Below are 20,376 nucleotides of genomic sequence, written 5' to 3'. Positions count from 1 at the left end.
GTTTATAGCGAGTCTAACCAGCTTTGCTGGCCGTGGCAGGGCATTTAGCCAGTATTTGAAGGTTACCTTCAGCAATCGTTCCATCCAATCGTAACGATCGGTATCCTCATGGAACTTCTGACGCTGGCCGGCGCACAGAATAAAGACATTCTTCTGGTACAGGATCACAAAATGCACCTCTTGGTAGTCGAAGATGACGACATCGTCCGTATGTTGATGGTCGATGTGCTCGACGAACTGGGCTCCGAACTGGGCTTCGAAACCCTCGAGGCGAGTTGCGCCCACGCCGCGCTGGCGATCCTTGAAAACCCAGACCAGTCGCTGGCCCTGCTGATGACCGATGTTGGCCTGCCGGACATGCGCGGTGAAGAACTGGCAGCAAGGGCCCGTGCTCTGCGGCCCACCCTGCCTGTGCTGTTTGCCAGCGGCTACGCCGAAAGCCTCGATGTCCCCGAGGGCATGCACATGATTGGCAAGCCGTTCAGCATCGATCAGTTGCGCGATAAAGTGTTCGGAATTTTGGGTCAGCGTTGACCTCGGTAGCGCCTCTTCGCGGTTTACCGTGAAGAGGCCGCCTCAAGCCCATGCCTCGCGCCGCAACAAATACGTGTCCATGATCCACCCCTTGCGCGCCCTCGCCTCTTCGCGCACCTGCAAAATCTGCGCTTTCACCGCCTGCAAAGGCCCGGCGATCAGCACTTCGTCCTCCGTACCCAGGTAAGCCCCCCAATAGATCACCAGCCCAGGGTCGTCGATGTGGGTAAAAGCGCATTGCCCGTCGAGCATCACCACCACATTGTCGATCTGCCCCTGTCGCGCCAGGCGCCGCCCCGGTAAAACCACCACGGGTTCGCCTATACGGTTGAGCGCAATCTGATGGCGCGCCGCCAGCGCCTGCACACTGCTGATGCCCGGGATAACCTGCAGGCGCAATGCCACCCCACGTTCGCGAACCAACTGCAGAACGCGCAGGGTGCTGTCATACAGGCCCGGCTCGCCCCACAGCAAAAAGGCGCCGACATCCTCACTGCACATTTCATCGGCTATCAGCCGGGCGTACAGGGCTGCGCGCTGGTGGTGCCAGTCCTGGACCGCAGTCACATAATCGTGCGCTTGAGCATCCCGCTGTGGGTCCGCTACCTGTACCCAGCGGTAGCCGCCCTGCGGCCTGTAACGATCGACAATGGCTTTGCGCAGGCTGACCAGCTCGTCTTTGTCCGAACCCTTGTCGAGCACGAAGAAGACGGTAGCGCGACGCAACGCCTCGACGGCCTCGAAGGTCACCTGGCGTGGGTCGCCCGGGCCGATACCGATCAACAACAGGTCTTTCATGGCATAGCCCTGAACATGCACCAGCAGCCATTGTCGGCCGGTACCGAGTGTTTGGCAAAGTGCACTCAAAAGATCGAGAAGCTATAGCTGACGATGACCCGTGTTTCGTCCATGTCACGCGCCCACGTTTCGTAGTTGCTGCGGTAAGTGGAATTGCGCAGGCGCACGCTGACGTCTTTGAAAGCACCGCTCTGCACCTGGTACTTGAACTCGGTGTCGCGCTCCCACTCTTTGCCCTGGTCATTACTGCCCGGGACTTTGATGTGGTCGCCATTGATGTAACGGGTGAAAAACGTCAGCCCCGGCACCCCCAGGGCCTTGAAGTCATAGTCGTAACGCAACTGCCATGAGCGCTCCTGCGCGGCGGCGAAGTCGTTGACCTGTGCATAGTTGACCAAGTACGGGTTGCTGCCATCGAGGTACGGCATAGCATTTTCGCCATACATGCGCTGCCAGCCCGCACTGACCTTGTGGCCGCCCAGGTTGTACCCGAGCATCCCGCTGAAGGCGCGGTGATCGATCTGGCCTGCCCGGGCGTTACCGATGTCATCGCTCTTGATCAGGCGCAGGTCGGCGGACAGGCTGCCCACCGTAAGCGGCTGGCTGGCGACCAGGCCAAGAAAGTGCTGGCGGTAGATGTTTTCCAGCTTGGCTACTTGGTAGTGAGCACTGACCCGCTCATTGAGGCGGTAATCCAGCCCTGCCAGGTCGAAGTGGTCGGCTTCGATATCACAGGCATAGCGCTTGTTCTTGCAATGCACGCGAATGTCCTGGCGGTCGGTTGAATCGCGGGCGGTGTACTTGCTCAGGCGGGCAAGCGTGAACTTCATGTCGCGCACTGCTTCCGAAGTGAGCATGGCGCCGTGGAACATCGTCGGCAACAGGCGGCCATCGTTGTATTTCAACAGGGGAACATCGGGCATCAGCGAACCGTATTTGAGCACGGTAGCGGACACCTTGACCTTGGCGGCCAGGCCGATCTTCGCGTATTGATCAGCCGAGTGCCTTGGGTGATGACCCGAAGAAGGCAACAAACCGCTGTTACTGTCCACCGGGCTGGAATCGAGCTTGATACCCAACATGCCCACTGCATCCACACCGACGCCTACCGGGCCTTGGGTATAACCCGACTGCACATTGAGCATGAAGCCTTGCGCTGACTCTTCCCGCTTGGACGCGCCCTGGCTGGAAGTACTGTGGCCGTCACGAAAATCCCGGTTGAAATAAAGGGTGCGGGCTTCGACCTTGGCACGGGTGTCTTCAACAAATCCGGCGGCCTGGGCGTGCGCACCGGCACACATCAGCAACAGGCCGGCAACTCGGCGCCCAGGGGCGGGAGAAAAAGGGGCAAACATGCGAGGGAACATCCAGAGAAAGGCAGAAAACAATGCACGGCGAAGGCGCGCGGCGCAGACAAGACCCGGCCGAACAATGCCCGACCATCATGGCAAATGATTGCGTGAAGGCGCTGGCCCGCACCATTGGACCATGGTCTAGAAACGCTGCACTGGCAGCCTGTCGCACATCGCAATTACCGCACGAAACACTTGTAAAGTTCCCTGGTTAATTGGAAAAGTTTGCGGTTTACCCAATTGCCACAAGTGTCTACACTCGTTATCAGCGAACAGTTAAAACCCACCGCGTGGCCGGCGTTATTTCTCTTCAATGTTCGTCACGCCCTGCCACAGATGCCGTACAGGAGTGATTACAGTGTCCAGACTTGCAGAGTTTCGTGCTGCCGAAAAAGCGCTCCAGGAACAGATGGCTCAACTGGAGGCGCTGAAAAAGGATGCCGGCCTAAAACGTGAAATCGAATTCGAGCAGAAACTAGTCGGCCTGATGAAAAGCTATGACAAAAGTCTGCGCGACATCATCGCCATCCTCGATCCCAAGGCCGTCACCCGGGGCGCCGCACCCAGTGCGCCAAAGCAACAACGCCGCCCGCGCGTGGTGAAAGTGTATGAAAACCCGCACACCGGCGAGCTGATCGAAACCAAAGGTGGTAACCACCGCGGGTTGAAGGCGTGGAAAGAACAGTACGGGGCCGGCACGGTGGAAAGTTGGCTGCGCTGATGAAACGTCAACGCGTGCTTCACACTTTTTTCACAAGGGCAGGCTCAATATCGAGACAGCTAAAGGACTAGCGACCCCATCACGCGCCCGCACACGCGGGCCTCTAATTCCAGCGCCCTGCACTCGTGCAGGGCGCTTTCATTTGCGCAATCGGTTCACTGCCGTATCATGGCTCTCCTGTCTGTTCCGCTGGCCCCGCTGCCAGCCCCGTTCCTGGAGTACCCATGAGCCTGCACGATCTGCAAAACCTGCCTGGCGTCACCGCACAGCCCGACAACGCCACTGCTCAATTCGTCTTTAACCACACCATGCTGCGGGTCAAGGACATCGAGAAGTCGCTGGACTTCTACACCCGTGTCCTGGGCTTCCGCTTGGTCGACAAACGCGACTTCCCGGAAGCGGCTTTCAGCCTGTATTTCCTGGCCCTGGTCGACCCAGCGCAGATTCCGGCCGACGACGCCGAGCGCCATCAGTGGATGAAGTCGATCCCCGGCGTGCTCGAACTGACCCACAACCACGGTACTGAAAACGACCCGGCGTTCGCCTATCACAACGGCAACACCGACCCACGTGGCTTCGGCCATATCTGCATTTCGGTACCGGACGTTCGCACGGCCTGCGCCCGCTTCGAAGCGCTGAACGTACCGTTCCAGAAACGCCTGGAAGACGGCCGCATGAACCACCTGGCCTTCGTCAAGGACCCGGACGGTTACTGGGTCGAGGTGATTCAGCCCTCTGAACTCAAGGGCTGATCCAAGCCTGTGAGCTTCGTCGGCTCGCGCTCGTCAGGCTGGGAACTCCCGGCACCTCGCTGTGGTATATGAAGGTAACAGCTTCACTAGCCACAGCGAGGTAAGGACGATGCAATCTCTTCACTGTGAATACCGCGACCACACCATCACCGCCAGTGTGATGCCTCATCCCGACTCCCCTCTGCCCTACTCTGCGGGCTGCCTGATCACCGATCCGCAAGGCCACACCAGCAAGCGCCTGTCCATGCCGATGAAATTCTTCTCAGACCTTGAGAATGCTCAGCATGTGTCGCTGGCCCACGGCCGGGCCCTGGTGGACCAGCAGTTGGACAAGGGCCACAAGGCGTTCTGAATGTGGGCATGGACGGCCTCCTCGCCGGTATGCCCGCGAGGAGGCCGCAAAAGCGGCGCTAGGCGCCCCGGGCGTAGGCCACTGCAGCCTCGACCTGCTCCCGTGTAGGCCGCACGCCGGTATACAGCACGAATTGCTCCAGGGCCTGCAACGCGATCACTTCCAAACCAGTAATCACCGGCTTGCCCAGGGCCTGGGCGTGCTGGATCAAGGGCGTCTGCGCCGGCATCGCCACCACATCGAAGACCCGCTGCGCGGCTGCAATGGCGTTCTCGCTGAACGCCAACTGGTGGGCTTCTTGCCCGCCTGCCATGCCGATCGGCGTCACATTCACCAGCATCGGCGGGCACCGGTCACCCAGCTTGGCGACCCAACGGTAGCCACATACGTCAGCCAGCTGCCGCCCCGCCTGCTCATTGCGGGCGACGATGATGCCCTCTTTGAACCCCGCATCGCGCAGCGCACTGGCAACCGCCTTGGCCATGCCACCACTGCCGCGCAGGGCAAAGGCTGTGGACGGGTCGACACGATGCTGTTCGAGCAACTGCCGCACTGCCAGGTAGTCGGTGTTGTAGGCTTTCAGATGACCTGCCGTGTTGACCACCGTGTTCACCGACTCGATGGCTGCCGCCGACGGGTCAACCTCATCGACCAAGGCCATGCAGGCCTCCTTGTACGGCATGGAAACACCACAGCCGCGGATGCCCAGCGCGCGGATACCTGCCACAGCGGCCGGCAAGTCATGGGTGCTCATCGCCTTGTAGTAGTAATCCAGGCCCAGTTGCTGGTACAGATGGTTATGAAAGCGAACGCCAAAGTGGCCTGGCCGGCCCGCCAGGGAAATGCACAGCACAGTGTCTCTGCTGGGAGTTGACGTCATCAATCGCTCCTTGTGCGTAGCTGAAACGTTTGTTCAGCGTAACAGACCTGCCCGTTGATCGTCCTTACACAACCTTTACCGTTTCCCTGCGCTCAGCTGACAGTGCTACGGGCGATAGTACGGCAGCGTCGAGAACAGTTGATAAAGCTGATGAACACTATTGAGCGAGTCGATTTCAAACCTCGCTGGCCACTGCGTAAGGTAGGCACATGTTTACAGGAGGTCCCTATGGCCACTATTCAGATCATGTCCGTCGTCGGCAGTGCCGTCCCCTCGACTCTGCGTGAGCAGGGGCTGCTGGCATGCTGGTACCTGGTGCGCAACGGTGAAGCGGTCAGCGGACCGTTGGCAACCCGTGCATCCGCCCAGGCCCTTGCCGATCGACTGAAGGACGACTGCCTGCTCGCTTGAAACGAATGTGTTGTGCGTTGCTCTCTGCCCTGTTCTGGCCCGCCTTCGGCGGGTCTTTTTTTACCGGCGTGAAACCGGATCGTGCCGGGCCAATGGCGCCCCAGCACGCTCGATGCGCATAAAGAAAGCGCAAAAAACACAAACCCTCTACCGCCCCCGCAACAGCACAGCGGCCCTGACCCGCTGCCTGCCGAAACTGCTCATGCGCTGGAATTCGGCATGGCTGACGGGCAGATGCTGGCAATCCATAACGCTTTTTTGGCTGCTGTGATCCACATCAGGATCATGCAGGTACACGAACTCGTCATCGCAGCCGGTGACCAGGATCCAGTGCGGGGCCTTCAGGCGGGTGAAACGGTAGCTGCTGATCAGTACCACCGGCCTGAACCCGGCTTGCAACGCCGAGCGTACATCGAGGCCGGGCGCCAGCACCTGATGCACATCGGTTTCGGCCAACGCCTGGGCAAAGCCGTCCTCGACCAGTTGCATCACGTCTTTTTTCTGCGCGCTGCGCACGCCATCGAGAAACAGCGACCCAGGCTGACTGACCACCATGCGCACCTCGAACCCCCGGCGCCAGGCCGCCAGGGCAAGCCCCTGCGGGCTGCAACCGCCGTGGCCTGCTGTCATGAAGATCGTGGTCGCTTCCCGCCATAGCTGAATTTCCTCGCTGCGGTGCATGGCACGCCCCGGTTCGACTGCAGCCATGGCCATCAACAGGCAGGCGGCGCCACAGGTGAACTCGGTGGTTTGCGCGTAGTACGGCACTTGCTGTGCAGGGGCCGGAGCACTGCGCAGGATACGCTTCTCGAAGCGCAGCGCCTGGCTGTGGTCCTCATAGTAGTCCTCGACCCTCGCGAAGCGTTGGAAGCCATTGCTTTCGTACAGGCTGATAGCCGACGCATTGTCCGTGCGTACCTCCAGGCGCAGCCAGGCGCAATTACGCTCAAGCGCGCTTGCCTGGGCCTGCTCCAGCAGCCGCTGGCCCAGCCCATGGCCGCGCCAGGCCGGGCTGACGGCAATTGAATACAGGCGGGCGAGTGATGTGCCGCGATGAAACAGCAACAACGCGTACCCCGCCAGCTGCCCCTGATGCTCAGCGACGATAAGGCGGGCATTGGCGCGTCGCACCATCCAACTGAAATTGCGTGGGTTGAGGCGGTCGAGGGTGAAGCAGTCCTGCTCCAGGGCAACCAGCGCATCGATATCGGCCACCGATGCAAAGCGAAAATCAAAAGCCATGGCAACACCGTAATGTTTGAGTAACGAACCGGGACAGGTCGAAAAACCCGTGATTTATTGAAGGGGCGTCTTCTTCAACAGGGATCGAATACTCATGTCAGCGGTGCAAGCCAACGTGGCCGAAGTATTGGCCAAAACCGAAGGTTCTACAATAACCCTTTCCGAGGAACCACCAAGCAAGCGGCGCGCCGGCAACCGCTTGTTGATCCTGGTGGAGCGCAAGGAAGATTGGGCCAGCTACCTGCCCAGCGAAAGCCTGATGCTCGCCCAGGATTACCTTGAACACAGCGACGACGTCGCCGGGCGTACGCAGGTGATCAACCTGTGCCGCAACTATAAATACCTGGGCCAAGGCTACTACTGCTCGCTGCTCGCCGAGGCACGGGGCCACAAGGTGTTCCCGTCGGTGCGAACCATCAGCGAGCTCTCCCGCAAGGCGCTGTATGGCGTGGGGCTGGATGACCTGGAACGTACCCTGGAGCGAGCCCTGGCCAATCACCCCTATGGCAGCACCGAAGCCTTCACCCTCACCTTGTACTTCGGCCGCACCGCCATCGAACCGCTCCAGGATATCGGCCGACAGCTGTTCGAGTCGTTCCCCTGCCCGGTCTTGCTGGTGGAGTTTCGCCGACGTGATGCCTGGCAAATCGACGGGATCAAGGCCGGCGCGCTGCACAAACTGCGGGATGAACAGCAGCACTTGTTCGCCGACGCGCTGGACGCTTTCAACCGCCGGACGTGGCGTCAGCCGGCGTCTAAACGCCTGGCCCGCTTCGACATGGCGATTCTGCATGACCCCGCCGAGGCCCTGCCGCCATCCAATCCCAAGGCGCTGGAGCAGTTCATCGAGAACGGTAAACAGCTGGGCATTGATGTGGAACTGATCGAGAAGAAGGACTACGCGCGCCTGGCCGAGTTTGACGCGCTGTTCATTCGAGAGACCACGCGGGTGGACGACCATACGTATCGGTTTGCCAAAAAGGCCGAAAGCGAAGGCCTGGTGGTGATCGACGACCCCTCCTCCATCCTGCGCTGCACCAACAAGGTCTATCTCGCCGACCTGCTCAAGCGCCACAACCTCGGCGCACCGAACACAGAGATCCTGTACAAGGATCGCCCGCAGGAACTCGAACTCGTGGGCCGGCGCCTCGGTTTTCCGCTGGTATTGAAGATTCCCGACGGCTGCTTCTCGAAAGGCGTGATCAAGGTCGCCGACGCCCAGGCGCTGGCCTCGGCGGCGCAGGAGCTGTTCGAACACTCGGTACTGCTGCTGGCCCAGGAATATTGCTACACCGAGTACGACTGGCGTATCGGCGTACTCAACGGTGAGGCGCTTTACGCCTGCCAATACTTCATGTCCAAGGGCCACTGGCAAATCTATAACCACAAGGCCCAGGCCGGCGAAGTCAACGGCCAGTGCCGGGCGGTCCCGGTGGAACAGGCACCGCCCGAAGTGGTGAAGCTGGCCGTCGACACTGCCAGGCTCATCGGGCAAGGGCTATACGGGGTGGACCTGAAGCAGACCGGCGACCGCGTACTGGTGATCGAAGTCAACGACAACCCCAACCTCGACGCCGGCATCGAAGACGCCGTGCTGGGTAACGCGCTTTACCAGCGGGTGCTGCAAGCGTTCGTGCAGCGCCTGGAATGCAAACACCTCGGCCAGGCATGGTGAACGATGATCAAAGCCTATCGCGCCGTTGAGGGCGCTCTGCTTGAAGCACCCGAAGAACAGGCGAGCGTCTGGTTGTGTGTGGCGCCAGACGCAGGGGAGCAATCCCGCTTGCGCGAGGGCCTGGGGGTCAGTGCCCAGTCGCTGGAGTCCTCCTTGGACCCGGATGAAGTGGCGCGTATCGAGATCAAGCCTGACCACCTGTTCCTGATCTGGAAGCGCCCGGAAAGCTTCGATGGCCGGGTGTTCAATGTGTCGTCGTTTGGCGTTGTGCTCAGCGAAAGGCGCTTGGTGGTGATCTGCGCCAGCAACTCGCTATTGGCCGGAGTAGACCGGCAAGCCGGCATGAGCACCCCACTGGATGTACTGATGGCGATGCTGGCTGAGAGCGTGCATCACTACCTGGGGCATCTGCGGGTGGTGAAGCAGGTGGCCCGCGAGATCCAGCTGCAATTCGATCGGACCATGGATAACCAGCACCTGGTGCAGATGTACAGCCTCAGCGAAAGCCTGGTGTATTACGTCAACGCCATCCAGAGCAATGGTGCGGTGCTCGCCCTGCTGCGCAGCCACGGCCAGAAGCATGGCTTCGGGCCCGAGCAACTGGAGGCGCTGAATGACCTGATCATCGAAAACGAGCAAAGCTACCAGCAGGCGAAGATCCATGCTCAGGTCTTCACCAATTTGATCGAGGCCCGCGGCAACCTGGCCAACAACGGCATGAACCACGCGCTGCGCAACCTGACCATGATCAATGTGGTGTTCCTGCCCCTGAACCTGCTCGCCAGCATCGGCGGCATGTCGGAGTTCAGCATGATGACCTCCGGTACCCCCTGGTGGTTGGCGTTTCCCGCGCTGCTGCTTGCCATGGCGTTACTTGGCGGGGCCATGGCCGTCGCGCTACGGCGTATGGCATGACCCGCTGCCCCAGAACAACATCCTCGACACATGCCCATCGACCATAAGGACAGCATCATGGAAAAGTCATACATCGGGTTATGCGTGCTGGTGCTGATTGCAATTGCAGGCACGTTGATAGGCCTATTGGAACGCCGGGCCGACCGATCGGCAGAGCCCGGGCTCAAGCGCCAGGCAGCCAACGTTCAGCGGCGGCGTCGAAACTGAAGTGGCGGCCCCACCCCGGCATGCACGTAACCAGGCCAGAGGCTGATGACAGGCCGAGTTGGCCAAGCGGGAACAGCAGGCAATGGGTACAGATTGGGTTCAGGATTAAATTTCGTTCACCTTGCGCCCTTTAGTCATAAGGCATTCGACAGGGTTTGGGCCATACTCCACAATGCAGCGGTTTTTGGGGGAAAAACCCTTGCACAGCCAACGACATACCAACTTTTAGTGAGCCTGAACGTGAAAACATCCCTGTCCATCCTCAGCCTGCTGCTGTTGCTCACAGGTACCGCGACCCTACCGTCGACCGCTGCTGCACAACCCCCAGCCCAGATTCAACGCGACCCCTCAAAGCTGCATCTGGCTTCCGGCAGCGCCCTGCTGATCGACCTCAATACCAACAAAGAACTGTATTCGAGCCACGCCGACCGAGTGGTACCTATTGCCTCGGTGACCAAACTGATGACCGCGATGGTGGTGCTGGACGCCAAGCTGCCCATGGATGAGATGCTCACCATGACCATCGCCAACAACCCGGACATGAAAGGCGTGTACTCGCGCGTGCGCCTGGGCAGCCAGCTCAACCGCCGCGAAACCCTGCTCATCACCCTGATGTCGTCGGAAAACCGCGCCGCCACGTCCCTGGCCAACCACTACCCAGGGGGCTACCCGGCTTTCATCAAGGCCATGAACGCCAAAGCCCGCAGCCTGGGCATGGCCCACACCCGCTATGTCGAGCCAACCGGCCTGTCGACGCACAACGTCTCCAGCGCCCGCGACCTGGCCAAACTGCTGATGGCGTCACGCAAATACCCGATGCTCAGCGAGCTGTCGACCACCCGCGAAAAAACCGTGGCCTTCCGCAAGCCCAACTACACACTGGGCTTTCGCAACACCGACCACCTGGTCAACAAGAGCAACTGGGACATCAAGCTGACCAAGACTGGCTTCACCAATGAGGCCGGGCATTGCCTGGTGCTGCTCACGCGCATGGACAACCGCCCGGTGGCCATGGTGATCCTCGATGCCTTCGGCAAGTACACCCACTTTGCCGATGCCAGCCGCATGCGCCAGTGGCTTGAGACCGGCACCGCCAAACCCGCACCGGCCGTCGCGATGCAGTACAAGTCGGACCGCCAGAACAAGAGCCGGCTGGCTTCAGAGTAAGGGTTCAGCTCGGCTGGCCCGTTTGCGGCGCTGTCCGCAGGCGGGCCGGCTTGCCTGCACTCAGGCCTGAGTGTTGACGACCGTACCCGCCGTGCTGCCACCGGTCTGCTGCAACGCTTCGAGCAGTTGCGCCGTGGCCGTCATGATCTGGCCCGTGATCGTGGCAATGCTCGACTGCCTGGCACTCACGGCAGCGGTTTTGGCCGTCTCTTCCATGTTCTGCGCCATCAGGCTGGCCAGTTGCTTCTGCTCTTCGGCCAACTGCTTTTGCAGCTGCTTGATCATCTCGCGCAATTGCTTGATGTGCGCAGGCTCCGAGCTCTCATCGCTTTGCTGCGCACCTTGCGCACCGCCGCCACCCTGAGCCTTGGGCGTTTCTGCCGACGCGGCGGGCGTTGCACTTTGCTGGGCGTCTTCGCTTTTTACCGTTTCAGTGCTGCCGTTGGCCTGCGCCGAGACGTTGTTGAGGGTGATTGCCGCGATACCTGTCATATTCCGGTCCCTGCCTTGAAATAGGTCCTTGCGTTGACCTGCCTATCGGCCGCACAGCGCAGTTCTTTAGCCCGGCAGCAGGCCGTGGACGATGCCTTCAGTAAATTCCCCGGTGCATGGCTCGTTCCAACCAATGTACTCACGCAGGCGCCGGAGCCCCGGCGGGCGCACACATTCGACCATTATGGGATCGCAGCCATGAGCCAGTCTTCAAACCCAGAAACCATCAAGGATCTGATCGGCGTGGGCTTTGGCCCTTCCAACCTGGCCTTGGCCATCGCCCTGGAGGAACTCGCCCAGACCCAGGGCCGCGCCCTCGACGCGCTGTTCATCGACAAGCAGGAGCAATACCGCTGGCATGGTGAAACGCTGGCGACCCAGAGCGAGCTGCAGATATCCTTCCTCAAGGACCTGGTCTCGCTGCGCAACCCCACCAGCCCCTACAGTTTCGTCAACTACTTGCACCAGAAGCAGCGCCTGGCCGACTTCATCAACCTGGGCACCTTCTACCCCTGCCGCCTGGAGTACAACGACTACCTGCGCTGGGCCGCCGAACATTTCGCCACTCAAGCCGTCTATGGCGAGCACGTGCTGCGCATCGAGCCAGAGGTGAAGGCTGGCCGTGTCGAGCATTTGCGCCTGGTTTCGCAAGATGCGCAGGGGCGTGAATACACCCGCCGTACCCGTTCGGTCGTGGTGGGCACCGGCGGCACGCCGAAAATCCCGGAAAAATTCGGCGCTTTCAAGGACGACCCGCGAGTCTTCCACCACTCCCAGTACCTGAGCAGCCTGAACAAGTTGCCCTGCGCCGAAGGCAAACCGATGCGCATCGCGGTAATCGGCTCTGGCCAGAGCGCCGCCGAGGCCTTCATCGACCTCAACGACAGCTACCCGTCGGTCAAGGTCGACATGATCCTGCGCGGTTCGGCGCTCAAGCCTGCGGACGACAGCCCATTCGTCAACGAAATCTTCTCGCCCGACTACACCGACCTTGTGTACAACGAGCCGGCCGAGCAGCGCGCCAAGCTGCTGGGTGAATACCACAACACCAACTACTCCGTGGTCGATCTGGACCTGATCGAGCGCATCTACGGCATCCTCTACCGCCAGAAGGTTTCGCACAAGGTGCGCCACAACGTGCTGTGCCGCCGCCAGGTGGAAGCGGTTGTCGCCACCCGCCACGGCATCGAACTCACCCTGCGCGACCTGGCCACCGACCAGCATCAGACCCACCGTTACGATGCGGTCATTCTGGCAACCGGCTACGAGCGCCGCTCGCATCGCGACCTGCTGGCGCCGCTGGCCGGTTACCTCGAGGACTTCAACGTCGATCGCAACTACCGGGTACTGTCCAGCCCGGACCTTGAAGCTTCGGTGTACCTGCAAGGTTTCTGCGAGGGCAGCCATGGCCTGAGCGACACCCTGCTGTCGGTACTGCCGTCGCGCGCCGCCGAAATCGGCCAGGCGCTGTACCAGGACCTCGCGCACCGACATGACAGAGCGCAACCGTCGGTCGCCCTCACCAGCGCCTGATCCTTCAAGGCCTGCAAGCCGACACGGCGCCCCGCGCCCTGTCGGCTTTTGCTTTTCTGAAACATTTGCTTGCATTTAAATAGGCAGGATTTCCATTCTCATTCGTCTTTATAGATGCAGCCCTTGTGGTTGGGCTTATGCTCGACCCTCATTTTCAGAAGACCGACCCATGGCCAAATCAAGCAAAAAATCCAAGTCCAAGCTGTGGTTCCTGGTCCACAGCTGGCTCGCCCTACCGATCTGGTTCTTCGTGCTGATCGTCTGCTTCACCGGCATGCTTGCCGTGGTCAGCCAGGAAATCGTCTGGCTGGCCAACCCCGATGTGCGCGCCAGCAAGCCTGACGACAGCGCCGAACGCCTGAGCTTCCAGCAGGTGCTGGACGCCCTGCACAAGGCCGAACCGGATATGGTGGTGCGCACACTGAGGCAACCAGACGGTTCGCACTTCGCCCTGAACGCCGGGGTGACCCTGCCCGACGGCAGCAGCCCGACGCTGTACGTCAACCCCTACACCGGGGCCATCCAGGGCAAGGTCCCTGACTTCAACTTCGAAGCGTTCACCCGTGCCCTGCACGGCTGGTGGCTGGTGCCCTTCACCAATGGTTTCAGCTGGGGCTGGTACCTGGTTTCGCTGCTGGGCCTGCCGATGCTCGCTTCGCTGGTGACTGGCCTGGTGGTGTACAAGAAATTCTGGAGAGGCTTCTTCAAGCCCGTGCGCACCGGCCATGGCTCGCGCATCTTCTGGGGCGACCTGCATCGCCTGGCCGGGGTCTGGTCGATCTGGTTCATCGCGGTCATTGCCATCACCGGCACCTGGTTCCTGATCCAGGCGATCCTGTTCGACAACCACATCACAATCTCCAGCCAACCGATCACCCCGGTGATCGCCCGGGAAGATGTACCGCAAACCGCCGATGGCAGCCCTGCCCCGCGGATCGACCTGGACGAAGCGGCACGCATCGCCGGCCTGGCCATCCCTGGCCTGGAAATCAACGCCATCTCGCTGCCCGCCACGGCCTACAGCCATATAACCCTCAATGGCCCGGGCTGGTACCCGCTGATGTTCCAGACTGCCAACGTCAACCCCTACACACGCAAGGTCGACAGCCAGTTCCTGATCAGCGACCGCTCCGCCCTGGAGTTCGTCACCGAATCCATGCGCCCACTGCACACCGGCGACTTCGGCGGCCTGCCGGTCAAGCTGATCTGGTTCTTCTTCGGCCTGCTGCTGACCCTGATGGTATTCAGCGGCCTGCTGATCTGGACCAAGCGTACCGCCCAGGCGACCGCCGCCGCCCTCAAGCGCAGCGAGCGTGCGCCCCGGCCCCGCGCCACCGCCAGCGACACCCCCGTGGAGATCCGCCCATGAGCCAGGCCCAGGCCCTGCCCACCCGGCCATTCAAGCAATGGTGGCTGAAGTGGCGCTTTCACTTGAACATTCTGCTGATCCTCATCCCGCTGGGCTTCATGCCCAAGTATTTCGCCGACGCCAAGCTGTTTCGCGGTGATGCCGGGCTGGGCGTGAACCAGGTCAGCGACATCCAGGTCGGCCCCTACACGCTGGACCTGGCCGAGCTGCGCAGCGAAGCCCCCCGCGCCGACGGCCCGGCGGGCTACTTCAAGAGCTTCAACGCCGCCCTTTGCAAAGCCTGCATCGACGACGTCAAAGCCGTGTACCTGCGCGTCGGCAAACCTCGCAGCCTGCGCGCCGCCGGCAGCATCTTCTTCGGCGCGCCCTACCGCATGGTGACCAACCTGCCGATCCCAGAGCGTACCAAGCCAGACGCGCAGATCTGGATCACCGTCGAAGGCTGGGACGGCAGCATGCACCAGGCATCGGTACCGCTGAGCAAGGCTTCGCCAGCCACCGTGGCCTGGCTCGAAAAACAAGGAGGCAAGAAATGAAGCGCATGATCCGCAGGCTCGCCCTGCCCCTGCTGGTGCTGGCCGCCGGCCCGGCCCTGGCACACAACCCGATGTGCGAATGCGAAGAGGTCGATGGCGGCCAGGTCAAGTGCACCGGTGGCTTCTCGGACGGCAGCGGCGCGCCGGGCGTGACCCTGGACGTGATCGGCTACGACGAGCAAGTACTGGTCGGCGGCAAGCTCGGCGATGACTCGACGCTGACCTTCAAGCGCCCCGACGGCGAGTTCTACGTGCTGTTCGATGCTGGCCCCGGCCACGTGGTGGAAGTCGACCACGCCGACATCGCGCAACCATGAGTGGCCCAACCCTGAGCCGCACCCACGTGGTGCGCCCCGCCGGCGCCGGGCACGAAACCCTCTACGTGCTGCTGGTCAGCCTGCTGATCGTCATTGTCGCGGCCGGCGTGGTGCTGCTGCGCGGTGAACGCGAAGACGAGCAGGCCATCGCCAGCCACCAGATCGACGCCCGCCGCGACCTGACGCCCGCCGAGCAAGGCATCTACACCGACCTTCGCGTGGCCTACGACGAGATCCAGTTGCTGCGCGAAGAAACCGCCGCCCAACCGAGTGTGGCGTCGTTGGCCGAGGAAGGCTTGCCACCCTTCGTGGTAGATGCCGGCAGCCAGAGCCGTGGCAGCCACCAATGGCAGTGGCTGGAGGCTGGTGCCTACCTCGGTCGCAGCCAGGCCCCAGAGGTCGCCGGCAGTTTTTTGCTGATCGTGGCGCACGAGCACAGCGGCCAACCTGACGTCTGGCTGCACCGCGACAGCGCCACCGTGGTGCCGCAAGACCTTGGCCAGGCAACCCTGACCGCCGCGGGCTGGCAGCAAGTGGTCAGCCATTACGACGCCGGGGTCACCCGCGAACACCGTCACTGAACCCAAGGAATTCCCCCATGTTGCGCTCCGCCCTCACCCTGCTCCTGGCCCTCGCGTTACCGGCCCTGGCCCTGGCCGACGCCGGCAAGCCGCTGCGCATTGGCATTACCCTGCACCCTTACTACAGCTATGTGAGCAATATCGTCGGCGACAAGGCCGAAGTGGTACCGCTGATTCCCGCAGGCTTCAACCCACATGCCTACGAGCCGCGTGCCGAGGACATCAAGCGGATCGGCACGCTGGACGTGGTGGTGCTCAACGGCGTCGGCCATGACGATTTCGCCGACCGCATGATCGCCGCCAGTGAAAAGCCCGACATCAAGACCATCGAAGCCAACCAGAACGTGCCGCTGCTGGCGGCCACCGGCATCGCCGCCCGTGGTGCCGGCAAAGTGGTCAACCCACACACCTTCCTCTCCATCAGCACCACCATTGCCCAGGTCAACAACATCGCCCGTGAACTGGGCAAGCTCGACCCGGACAACGCCAGGTTCTACACCCAGAACGCCCGCGCCTACGCCAAACGCCTGCGCGGTTTGCGCGCCGAAGCGCTGGCCAAGATCACCGAGGCGCCTGGCGCCAACTTCCGTGTGGCCACCATCCATGCCGCCTACGACTACCTGGTGCGCGACTTCGGCCTGGAGGTCACGGCAGTGGTCGAGCCAGCCCACGGCATCGAGCCGAGCCCGGCACAGCTGAAGAAAACCATCGACCAGCTCAAGGCGCTGGACGTCAAGGTGATCTTCTCGGAGATGGACTTCCCGTCGGCTTATGTCGAGACCATCCAGCGTGAGTCCGGGGTGCGCCTGTATCCGCTGACGCACATTTCCTATGGCGAATACACCAAGGACAAGTACGAAGTGGAAATGAAGCGCAACCTCGACACCGTGGTCCGCGCCATCGAGGAGAACCGCGCATGACTGCGGCCGCCAACCTGATGGTGCGCGGCGGGCCGGGCATCGAGTTTGCAGGTATCGACCTGACGCTCGGGCGCACGCGCATCCTTGAGCAGGTCGAGTTCAGCGTCGCCGCTGGCAGCGTGCATGCCATCGTCGGGCCCAACGGCGGTGGTAAAAGCTCGCTGATCAAGACACTGCTCGGACAGATGCCCCACCAGGGCCAACTGACCCTGCGCTGGCCGGGCGAGCGGCAGGTGATCGGGTACGTACCCCAGGCGCTGGAGTTCGACCGCGGTCTGCCGATGACCGTGGACGACTTCATGGCCGCGATGTGCCAGCGCCGCCCGGCCTTTCTCGGCCTTTCGCGCCGCGTGCAACCGGCCATCGACACAGCGCTGGCGCAGGTCGGCATGCTCGACAAACGCAAGCGGCGCATGGGCGCCTTGTCGGGTGGCGAACGCCAGCGCGTGCTGCTGGCCCAGGGCCTGATCCCCGAGCCCCAGTTGCTGGTGCTCGACGAACCCATGTCAGCGCTCGATGAAGCCGGCATCCAGGTGTTCGAGCAGTTGCTGCAGAGCTGGCGCCAGGCCGGCACCACCGTGCTGTGGATCGAACACGACCTGCAAGCGGTGCTGCGCCTGGCCGACCGGGTCACCGGGCTGAGCCGCCAGGTGCTGTTCGACGCGCCACCTGCTCAAGCCCTCACCCCGGAACGCCTGCTGAGCCTGTTCTCCGTCCACCCGCGCAGCGAGAGCCGCACCTGATGAGCTATGAAGCATTCCGCCAACTGGTCCAGGAATGGGCCGGCGCTGGCTACCTGCCCGAGGCACTGGCCTACGGTTTCGTGATCAACGCACTGCTCGCCGGCCTGATGATCGGCCCGGTACTGGGCGGCCTGGGCACCTTGGTGGTGGTCAAGCGCTTTGCCTTCTTCTCCGAAGCCGTCGGGCATGCGGCCCTGACCGGGGTGGCCATCGGCATCCTGCTCGGCGAACCCTACACCGGGCCTTACGGCAGCCTGTTCGGCTACTGCCTGCTGTTCGGCATCCTGCTCAACTTCCTGCGTAACCGCACCGGGCTGTCGCCGGACACGCTGATCGGTGTGTTCCTTTCGGTGTCGCTGGCATTGGGGGCAAGCCTGCTGCTGATGCTGGCCGGCAAAATCAACGTGCACATCCTCGAAAACGTGCTGTTCGGCTCGGTGCTGACGGTCAGCGCGCAGGACCTGGTGGTGCTGGGCGTCGTCGCTGCCCTGGTGCTGGCGCTGGCCCTGCCACTGTACAACCGCATCATGCTGGCCAGCTTCAACCCGCAGCTGGCCGCCGTACGCGGGGTGGCCGTGAAGACCCTGGACTACCTGTTCGTGGTGCTGGTGACGCTGGTAACGGTGGCGTCGGTGAAGGTGATCGGGGCGATCCTGGTCGGTGCCCTGCTGGTGATCCCCGCCGCTGCCGCGCGCCTGGTCAGCCAGTCGCTCAAAGGCTTTTTCTTCATCTCGGTACTGATCGCCACCCTGAGCACCCTGCTGGGCATCCTGTTGCCGATCGTCTTCGACCTGCCGGTACCATCGGGTGCCGCGATCATTCTGGTTGCCGGCATCTGCTTCGCTCTCGCGGCCCTGGCCCGCGCCCTCGTCCCACGCCTGCAAGGAAACCCGGCATGAACCTGAAACACCTCACCCTGGCGCTGGCCCTCAGCGGCCTGCCCTCGCTCGCCCTCGCCACCGAGGTGCTGACCACCCTGCCGGTGACCCATAGCCTGGCTGCTGCCTTGCTCGACGGCACTGCCGTGCAGCTCAAGCGCGCCGCGCCGGCCAACCTGCCAGCCAGCCGGCAGCCCTCGTACTTCAGCAGCCGTGGCGGCGCCAGCCTTGCCAAAGCCGCGCAACAGGCCGATGCGGTGATCGGCGTGCGCTCGATCTGGCGCGACGACCCGCTGTATCCAATGGCCCGGCGGAGCAATATCCGCATCGTCGAAATCGATGCTGCGCGCCCGGTGGATGGCGCCCTGCCGGGCATCGCGGTCACTGGCGACGACGCCTACGACGCCTACCCCTGGCTCAACCCGACCAACTTGGGGCGCATGGCCGATGTACTGGCCAACGACCTGGAGCGCCTGGCGCCCGCCGACAAAGCGAAGATCCAGGGCAACCTGGCAGCGCTCAAGCGCCAGTTGCTGGAATTGACCGCCAGCAGCCAGACCAAGCTTGCCGAGCTCGACAACCTCAGCGTGGTCAGCCTGTCCGAGCGTTTGGGGTATCTGGCCAGCGGCTTGAACCTGGATGTGGTGGAACAGCCACTGCCGGCCGACGGCAAGTGGGATGAAGCCACGCTCAAGGCACTGGGCGAGAACCTCAAGGACCAGGACGTGGCACTGGTGCTCGATCATCGGCAGCCGGATGCGGCAGTGGCCGAGGTGATCAAGGCCTCGGGGGCCACCCTGCTGGTGGTCGAAAGTGACCCGCAAAACGCCGTGAGCGGGCTCAAGACCAGCATCGATCAGGTGGTCGGAGCGCTGAGCAAAGGGTGATACAGCCTGCGCCATGGCCCAATCCCCGGCTTGCCGGCGATTGGGCCACGGCAGGCCGCCCTAACGTTTCATGCACCGCTGGTAACGCTCGTCCACCCTCCCCGCAAACCACGCGGTGGTCAGCTTGCGGGTGATCTTCGGGCTTTTCAGCTGGATCCCCGGCAACCTGGCGCGCGGCACCGGCTTGCCGGCGGCCGCGTCAGCCAGGGCGAACACTCCGCTGTACAGTTTGCTGTCTTCGAAGGCCAGGCTGTCGCCCAGCTCCAGCTGGCTGCGGATCTGCGGGTGACGCAGCCCCAGTTTCACACTCAGCTTGCGCGCTGCCTGCTCGGTATTGCCTGGCATGATCGCGCCGGGGGCGATCAGGTCGCCATCCAGGGCCAGGGGCACACCGGTCACCTTGCTCAGGGCTGCCTGAAACGCGGCATTGCGGCTGGCGTACCAGCCGGCGTTGAAGTCGGCGAAGCGATAGAGCTGGCGCTCGTAGTGCGCGGGGTAACCCAGCAGATGCCCGATACCGAAATACATGCCGCCACGACGGCTGAAGACTTCTTGGCGAATGGTGCCGTCGTAGGTGTAGGGGTAGTCCTTGGCGTGCTGCTCGGCAAACTCGACGCTGACCTGCATCGGCCCGCCGGTGTGCACCGGGTTCAGCCCACCCAGCAAGGTCCGGCCCAGCGGTAAACCGGTGATGAACTCGTCGTACAGCGCACTCAGTTGTTTCTCACTGCGCACGGCGAGCAGCCGCTGCTGATAAGTCTGGCCATTGCCCGAAGCCGTATTCAGTGCACCGTCCACCAGCAACCGCGGGATATGCAGGCTGGCGGCGCGTCGGTCGACCTCGGCACGCGCAATGCGCCCAAGGTTGGGGACCTGCGGGTCGGCGTTGAACGTCGATTCCTGTTCGGTCACCGCCAGCACCGCACACAGGTTGCTCTTGCTCGGCGCGATGCGCTGGGCTTCGAACGCGACCTGGATATCCTTGGCCCAACCCTCGCGGTCCTTGGCCTGGGCCGGCAACAAGCGCAGCAGCTGTGCACGCACCTTGGCGGGGTCGGCCTCGGGCGCCTCCTCGCGACGCCCGGCGCAGCCCTGCAGCAGCGCCAGGGCCATC

Annotated in this window: 23 protein-coding genes; 17 read left to right on the top strand and 6 right to left on the bottom strand. The window is 62.5% G+C overall.

What is annotated here, in order from left to right:
- Positions 1-171: 171 nt before the first annotated feature.
- On the top strand, positions 172-534 hold the full coding sequence (locus OSW16_RS10975; RefSeq protein WP_267823010.1) for a response regulator: 363 nt from the start codon (positions 172-174) through the stop codon (positions 532-534).
- Between the two features lie 42 nt (positions 535-576).
- On the opposite strand, the gene cobF is transcribed toward OSW16_RS10975, so the two are convergent.
- Together cobF and OSW16_RS10965 are read right to left on the bottom strand one after the other, a co-directional pair.
- Positions 577-1,332: a precorrin-6A synthase (deacetylating) gene (cobF, locus tag OSW16_RS10970; protein WP_267823007.1), complete on the bottom strand. Its 756-nt coding sequence runs from the start codon at positions 1,330-1,332 to the stop codon at positions 577-579.
- Positions 1,333-1,397: 65 nt separating this feature from the next.
- Positions 1,398-2,687 carry an OprD family porin gene (locus OSW16_RS10965; RefSeq protein ID WP_267823005.1) on the bottom strand — a complete coding sequence of 430 codons (1,290 nt, stop codon included), beginning with the start codon at positions 2,685-2,687 and terminating at the stop codon, positions 1,398-1,400.
- Between the two features lie 355 nt (positions 2,688-3,042).
- Between OSW16_RS10965 and OSW16_RS10960 the strand changes: the two genes are divergently transcribed.
- The 3 genes from OSW16_RS10960 (at position 3,043) to OSW16_RS10950 (ending at position 4,509) form a co-directional block, all read left to right on the top strand.
- Positions 3,043-3,405 carry a histone-like nucleoid-structuring protein, MvaT/MvaU family gene (locus OSW16_RS10960; RefSeq protein ID WP_241806400.1) on the top strand — a complete coding sequence of 121 codons (363 nt, stop codon included), beginning with the start codon at positions 3,043-3,045 and terminating at the stop codon, positions 3,403-3,405.
- 224 nt (positions 3,406-3,629) lie between these two features.
- On the top strand, positions 3,630-4,157 hold the full coding sequence (gene gloA, locus OSW16_RS10955; RefSeq protein WP_241806401.1) for a lactoylglutathione lyase: 528 nt from the start codon (positions 3,630-3,632) through the stop codon (positions 4,155-4,157).
- A gap of 109 nt (positions 4,158-4,266) precedes the next feature.
- Complete coding sequence (locus OSW16_RS10950) at positions 4,267-4,509, top strand: hypothetical protein (RefSeq protein ID WP_267823002.1); 243 nt, start codon at positions 4,267-4,269, stop codon at positions 4,507-4,509.
- 58 nt (positions 4,510-4,567) lie between these two features.
- Here OSW16_RS10950 and OSW16_RS10945 read toward each other — a convergent pair whose 3' ends face one another.
- Complete coding sequence (locus OSW16_RS10945) at positions 4,568-5,389, bottom strand: shikimate 5-dehydrogenase (RefSeq protein ID WP_267822999.1); 822 nt, start codon at positions 5,387-5,389, stop codon at positions 4,568-4,570.
- A gap of 228 nt (positions 5,390-5,617) precedes the next feature.
- On the opposite strand from OSW16_RS10945, the gene OSW16_RS10940 reads away from it, so the two are divergent.
- Positions 5,618-5,800, top strand: coding sequence for a hypothetical protein (locus OSW16_RS10940; protein WP_012313987.1), 183 nt, complete (start codon positions 5,618-5,620; stop codon positions 5,798-5,800).
- A gap of 147 nt (positions 5,801-5,947) precedes the next feature.
- Here OSW16_RS10940 and OSW16_RS10935 read toward each other — a convergent pair whose 3' ends face one another.
- Positions 5,948-7,042 (bottom strand): GNAT family N-acetyltransferase/peptidase C39 family protein, encoded by a 1,095-nt coding sequence (locus OSW16_RS10935; RefSeq protein ID WP_267822997.1) that lies wholly within the window; start codon positions 7,040-7,042, stop codon positions 5,948-5,950.
- Between the two features lie 94 nt (positions 7,043-7,136).
- Here OSW16_RS10935 and OSW16_RS10930 point away from each other — a divergent pair, with 94 nt between their 5' ends.
- The 3 genes from OSW16_RS10930 (at position 7,137) to pbpG (ending at position 11,006) form a co-directional block, all read left to right on the top strand.
- Positions 7,137-8,717, top strand: a complete 1,581-nt coding sequence (locus OSW16_RS10930; RefSeq protein WP_267822995.1) for a RimK family protein — start codon at positions 7,137-7,139, stop codon at positions 8,715-8,717.
- Between the two features lie 3 nt (positions 8,718-8,720).
- Positions 8,721-9,632: a magnesium transporter CorA family protein gene (locus OSW16_RS10925; protein WP_267822994.1), complete on the top strand. Its 912-nt coding sequence runs from the start codon at positions 8,721-8,723 to the stop codon at positions 9,630-9,632.
- 447 nt (positions 9,633-10,079) lie between these two features.
- Positions 10,080-11,006, top strand: coding sequence for a D-alanyl-D-alanine endopeptidase (gene pbpG, locus OSW16_RS10920; protein ID WP_267822991.1), 927 nt, complete (start codon positions 10,080-10,082; stop codon positions 11,004-11,006).
- Positions 11,007-11,066: 60 nt separating this feature from the next.
- Here pbpG and OSW16_RS10915 read toward each other — a convergent pair whose 3' ends face one another.
- Complete coding sequence (locus OSW16_RS10915; RefSeq protein ID WP_267822989.1) at positions 11,067-11,498, bottom strand: hypothetical protein; 432 nt, start codon at positions 11,496-11,498, stop codon at positions 11,067-11,069.
- A 198-nt stretch (positions 11,499-11,696) separates the two neighbouring features.
- Here OSW16_RS10915 and OSW16_RS10910 point away from each other — a divergent pair, with 198 nt between their 5' ends.
- The 9 genes from OSW16_RS10910 (at position 11,697) to OSW16_RS10870 (ending at position 19,262) form a co-directional block, all read left to right on the top strand.
- Positions 11,697-13,031, top strand: coding sequence for a lysine N(6)-hydroxylase/L-ornithine N(5)-oxygenase family protein (locus OSW16_RS10910; RefSeq protein ID WP_267822987.1), 1,335 nt, complete (start codon positions 11,697-11,699; stop codon positions 13,029-13,031).
- A 169-nt stretch (positions 13,032-13,200) separates the two neighbouring features.
- Positions 13,201-14,400 (top strand): PepSY-associated TM helix domain-containing protein, encoded by a 1,200-nt coding sequence (locus tag OSW16_RS10905; RefSeq protein ID WP_267822985.1) that lies wholly within the window; start codon positions 13,201-13,203, stop codon positions 14,398-14,400.
- Positions 14,397-14,936 carry a thiamine pyrophosphate-binding protein gene (locus OSW16_RS10900; protein ID WP_241806408.1) on the top strand — a complete coding sequence of 180 codons (540 nt, stop codon included), beginning with the start codon at positions 14,397-14,399 and terminating at the stop codon, positions 14,934-14,936. The genes OSW16_RS10905 and OSW16_RS10900 overlap by 4 nt, the downstream gene beginning before the upstream one ends.
- Positions 14,933-15,253 (top strand): hypothetical protein, encoded by a 321-nt coding sequence (locus OSW16_RS10895; protein ID WP_241806409.1) that lies wholly within the window; start codon positions 14,933-14,935, stop codon positions 15,251-15,253. Before OSW16_RS10900 ends, OSW16_RS10895 begins: the two co-directional genes overlap by 4 nt.
- Positions 15,254-15,264: 11 nt before the next feature.
- Complete coding sequence (locus OSW16_RS10890) at positions 15,265-15,834, top strand: DUF6162 family protein (RefSeq protein ID WP_267823936.1); 570 nt, start codon at positions 15,265-15,267, stop codon at positions 15,832-15,834.
- A gap of 17 nt (positions 15,835-15,851) precedes the next feature.
- Complete coding sequence (locus OSW16_RS10885; RefSeq protein ID WP_241806410.1) at positions 15,852-16,754, top strand: metal ABC transporter substrate-binding protein; 903 nt, start codon at positions 15,852-15,854, stop codon at positions 16,752-16,754.
- Positions 16,751-17,497: a metal ABC transporter ATP-binding protein gene (locus OSW16_RS10880; protein WP_267822982.1), complete on the top strand. Its 747-nt coding sequence runs from the start codon at positions 16,751-16,753 to the stop codon at positions 17,495-17,497. The genes OSW16_RS10885 and OSW16_RS10880 overlap by 4 nt, the downstream gene beginning before the upstream one ends.
- Positions 17,497-18,396, top strand: coding sequence for a metal ABC transporter permease (locus OSW16_RS10875; RefSeq protein WP_241806412.1), 900 nt, complete (start codon positions 17,497-17,499; stop codon positions 18,394-18,396). Before OSW16_RS10880 ends, OSW16_RS10875 begins: the two co-directional genes overlap by 1 nt.
- Positions 18,393-19,262 carry a metal ABC transporter substrate-binding protein gene (locus OSW16_RS10870; protein ID WP_267822980.1) on the top strand — a complete coding sequence of 290 codons (870 nt, stop codon included), beginning with the start codon at positions 18,393-18,395 and terminating at the stop codon, positions 19,260-19,262. Before OSW16_RS10875 ends, OSW16_RS10870 begins: the two co-directional genes overlap by 4 nt.
- 60 nt (positions 19,263-19,322) lie before the next feature.
- Here OSW16_RS10870 and OSW16_RS10865 read toward each other — a convergent pair whose 3' ends face one another.
- The gene (locus OSW16_RS10865; RefSeq protein WP_267822977.1) at positions 19,323-20,375 is read right to left on the bottom strand and encodes a DUF1615 domain-containing protein; all 1,053 of its coding nucleotides are present in this window, start codon (positions 20,373-20,375) and stop codon (positions 19,323-19,325) included.
- Position 20,376 lies beyond the last annotated feature (1 nt).

The sequence above is a fragment of the Pseudomonas putida genome (assembly GCF_026625125.1).
Lineage (GTDB): Bacteria > Pseudomonadota > Gammaproteobacteria > Pseudomonadales > Pseudomonadaceae > Aquipseudomonas > Aquipseudomonas putida_X.
Note: the sequence above shows the minus strand (reverse complement) of the source record. Positions and strands in the feature narration are given on the sequence as shown.

Bases quoted from the DNA above. Each gene is read 5' to 3' on its own strand.
- OSW16_RS10975 (WP_267823010.1), top strand. From the start codon at position 172: ATGCACCTCTTGGTAGTCGAAGATGACGACATCGTCCGTATGTTGATG.
- OSW16_RS10925 (WP_267822994.1), top strand. From the start codon at position 8,721: ATGATCAAAGCCTATCGCGCCGTTGAGGGCGCTCTGCTTGAAGCACCC.
- OSW16_RS10940 (WP_012313987.1), top strand. From the start codon at position 5,618: ATGGCCACTATTCAGATCATGTCCGTCGTCGGCAGTGCCGTCCCCTCG.
- OSW16_RS10945 (WP_267822999.1), bottom strand. From the start codon at position 5,389: ATGACGTCAACTCCCAGCAGAGACACTGTGCTGTGCATTTCCCTGGCG.
- OSW16_RS10905 (WP_267822985.1), top strand. From the start codon at position 13,201: ATGGCCAAATCAAGCAAAAAATCCAAGTCCAAGCTGTGGTTCCTGGTC.
- cobF (WP_267823007.1), bottom strand. From the start codon at position 1,332: ATGAAAGACCTGTTGTTGATCGGTATCGGCCCGGGCGACCCACGCCAG.
- OSW16_RS10880 (WP_267822982.1), top strand. From the start codon at position 16,751: ATGACTGCGGCCGCCAACCTGATGGTGCGCGGCGGGCCGGGCATCGAG.
- gloA (WP_241806401.1), top strand. From the start codon at position 3,630: ATGAGCCTGCACGATCTGCAAAACCTGCCTGGCGTCACCGCACAGCCC.
- OSW16_RS10865 (WP_267822977.1), bottom strand. From the start codon at position 20,375: ATGGCCCTGGCGCTGCTGCAGGGCTGCGCCGGGCGTCGCGAGGAGGCG.
- OSW16_RS10895 (WP_241806409.1), top strand. From the start codon at position 14,933: ATGAAGCGCATGATCCGCAGGCTCGCCCTGCCCCTGCTGGTGCTGGCC.
- OSW16_RS10910 (WP_267822987.1), top strand. From the start codon at position 11,697: ATGAGCCAGTCTTCAAACCCAGAAACCATCAAGGATCTGATCGGCGTG.
- OSW16_RS10875 (WP_241806412.1), top strand. From the start codon at position 17,497: ATGAGCTATGAAGCATTCCGCCAACTGGTCCAGGAATGGGCCGGCGCT.
- OSW16_RS10930 (WP_267822995.1), top strand. From the start codon at position 7,137: ATGTCAGCGGTGCAAGCCAACGTGGCCGAAGTATTGGCCAAAACCGAA.
- OSW16_RS10870 (WP_267822980.1), top strand. From the start codon at position 18,393: ATGAACCTGAAACACCTCACCCTGGCGCTGGCCCTCAGCGGCCTGCCC.
- OSW16_RS10900 (WP_241806408.1), top strand. From the start codon at position 14,397: ATGAGCCAGGCCCAGGCCCTGCCCACCCGGCCATTCAAGCAATGGTGG.
- OSW16_RS10885 (WP_241806410.1), top strand. From the start codon at position 15,852: ATGTTGCGCTCCGCCCTCACCCTGCTCCTGGCCCTCGCGTTACCGGCC.
- OSW16_RS10965 (WP_267823005.1), bottom strand. From the start codon at position 2,687: ATGTTTGCCCCTTTTTCTCCCGCCCCTGGGCGCCGAGTTGCCGGCCTG.
- OSW16_RS10915 (WP_267822989.1), bottom strand. From the start codon at position 11,498: ATGACAGGTATCGCGGCAATCACCCTCAACAACGTCTCGGCGCAGGCC.
- OSW16_RS10950 (WP_267823002.1), top strand. From the start codon at position 4,267: ATGCAATCTCTTCACTGTGAATACCGCGACCACACCATCACCGCCAGT.
- OSW16_RS10935 (WP_267822997.1), bottom strand. From the start codon at position 7,042: ATGGCTTTTGATTTTCGCTTTGCATCGGTGGCCGATATCGATGCGCTG.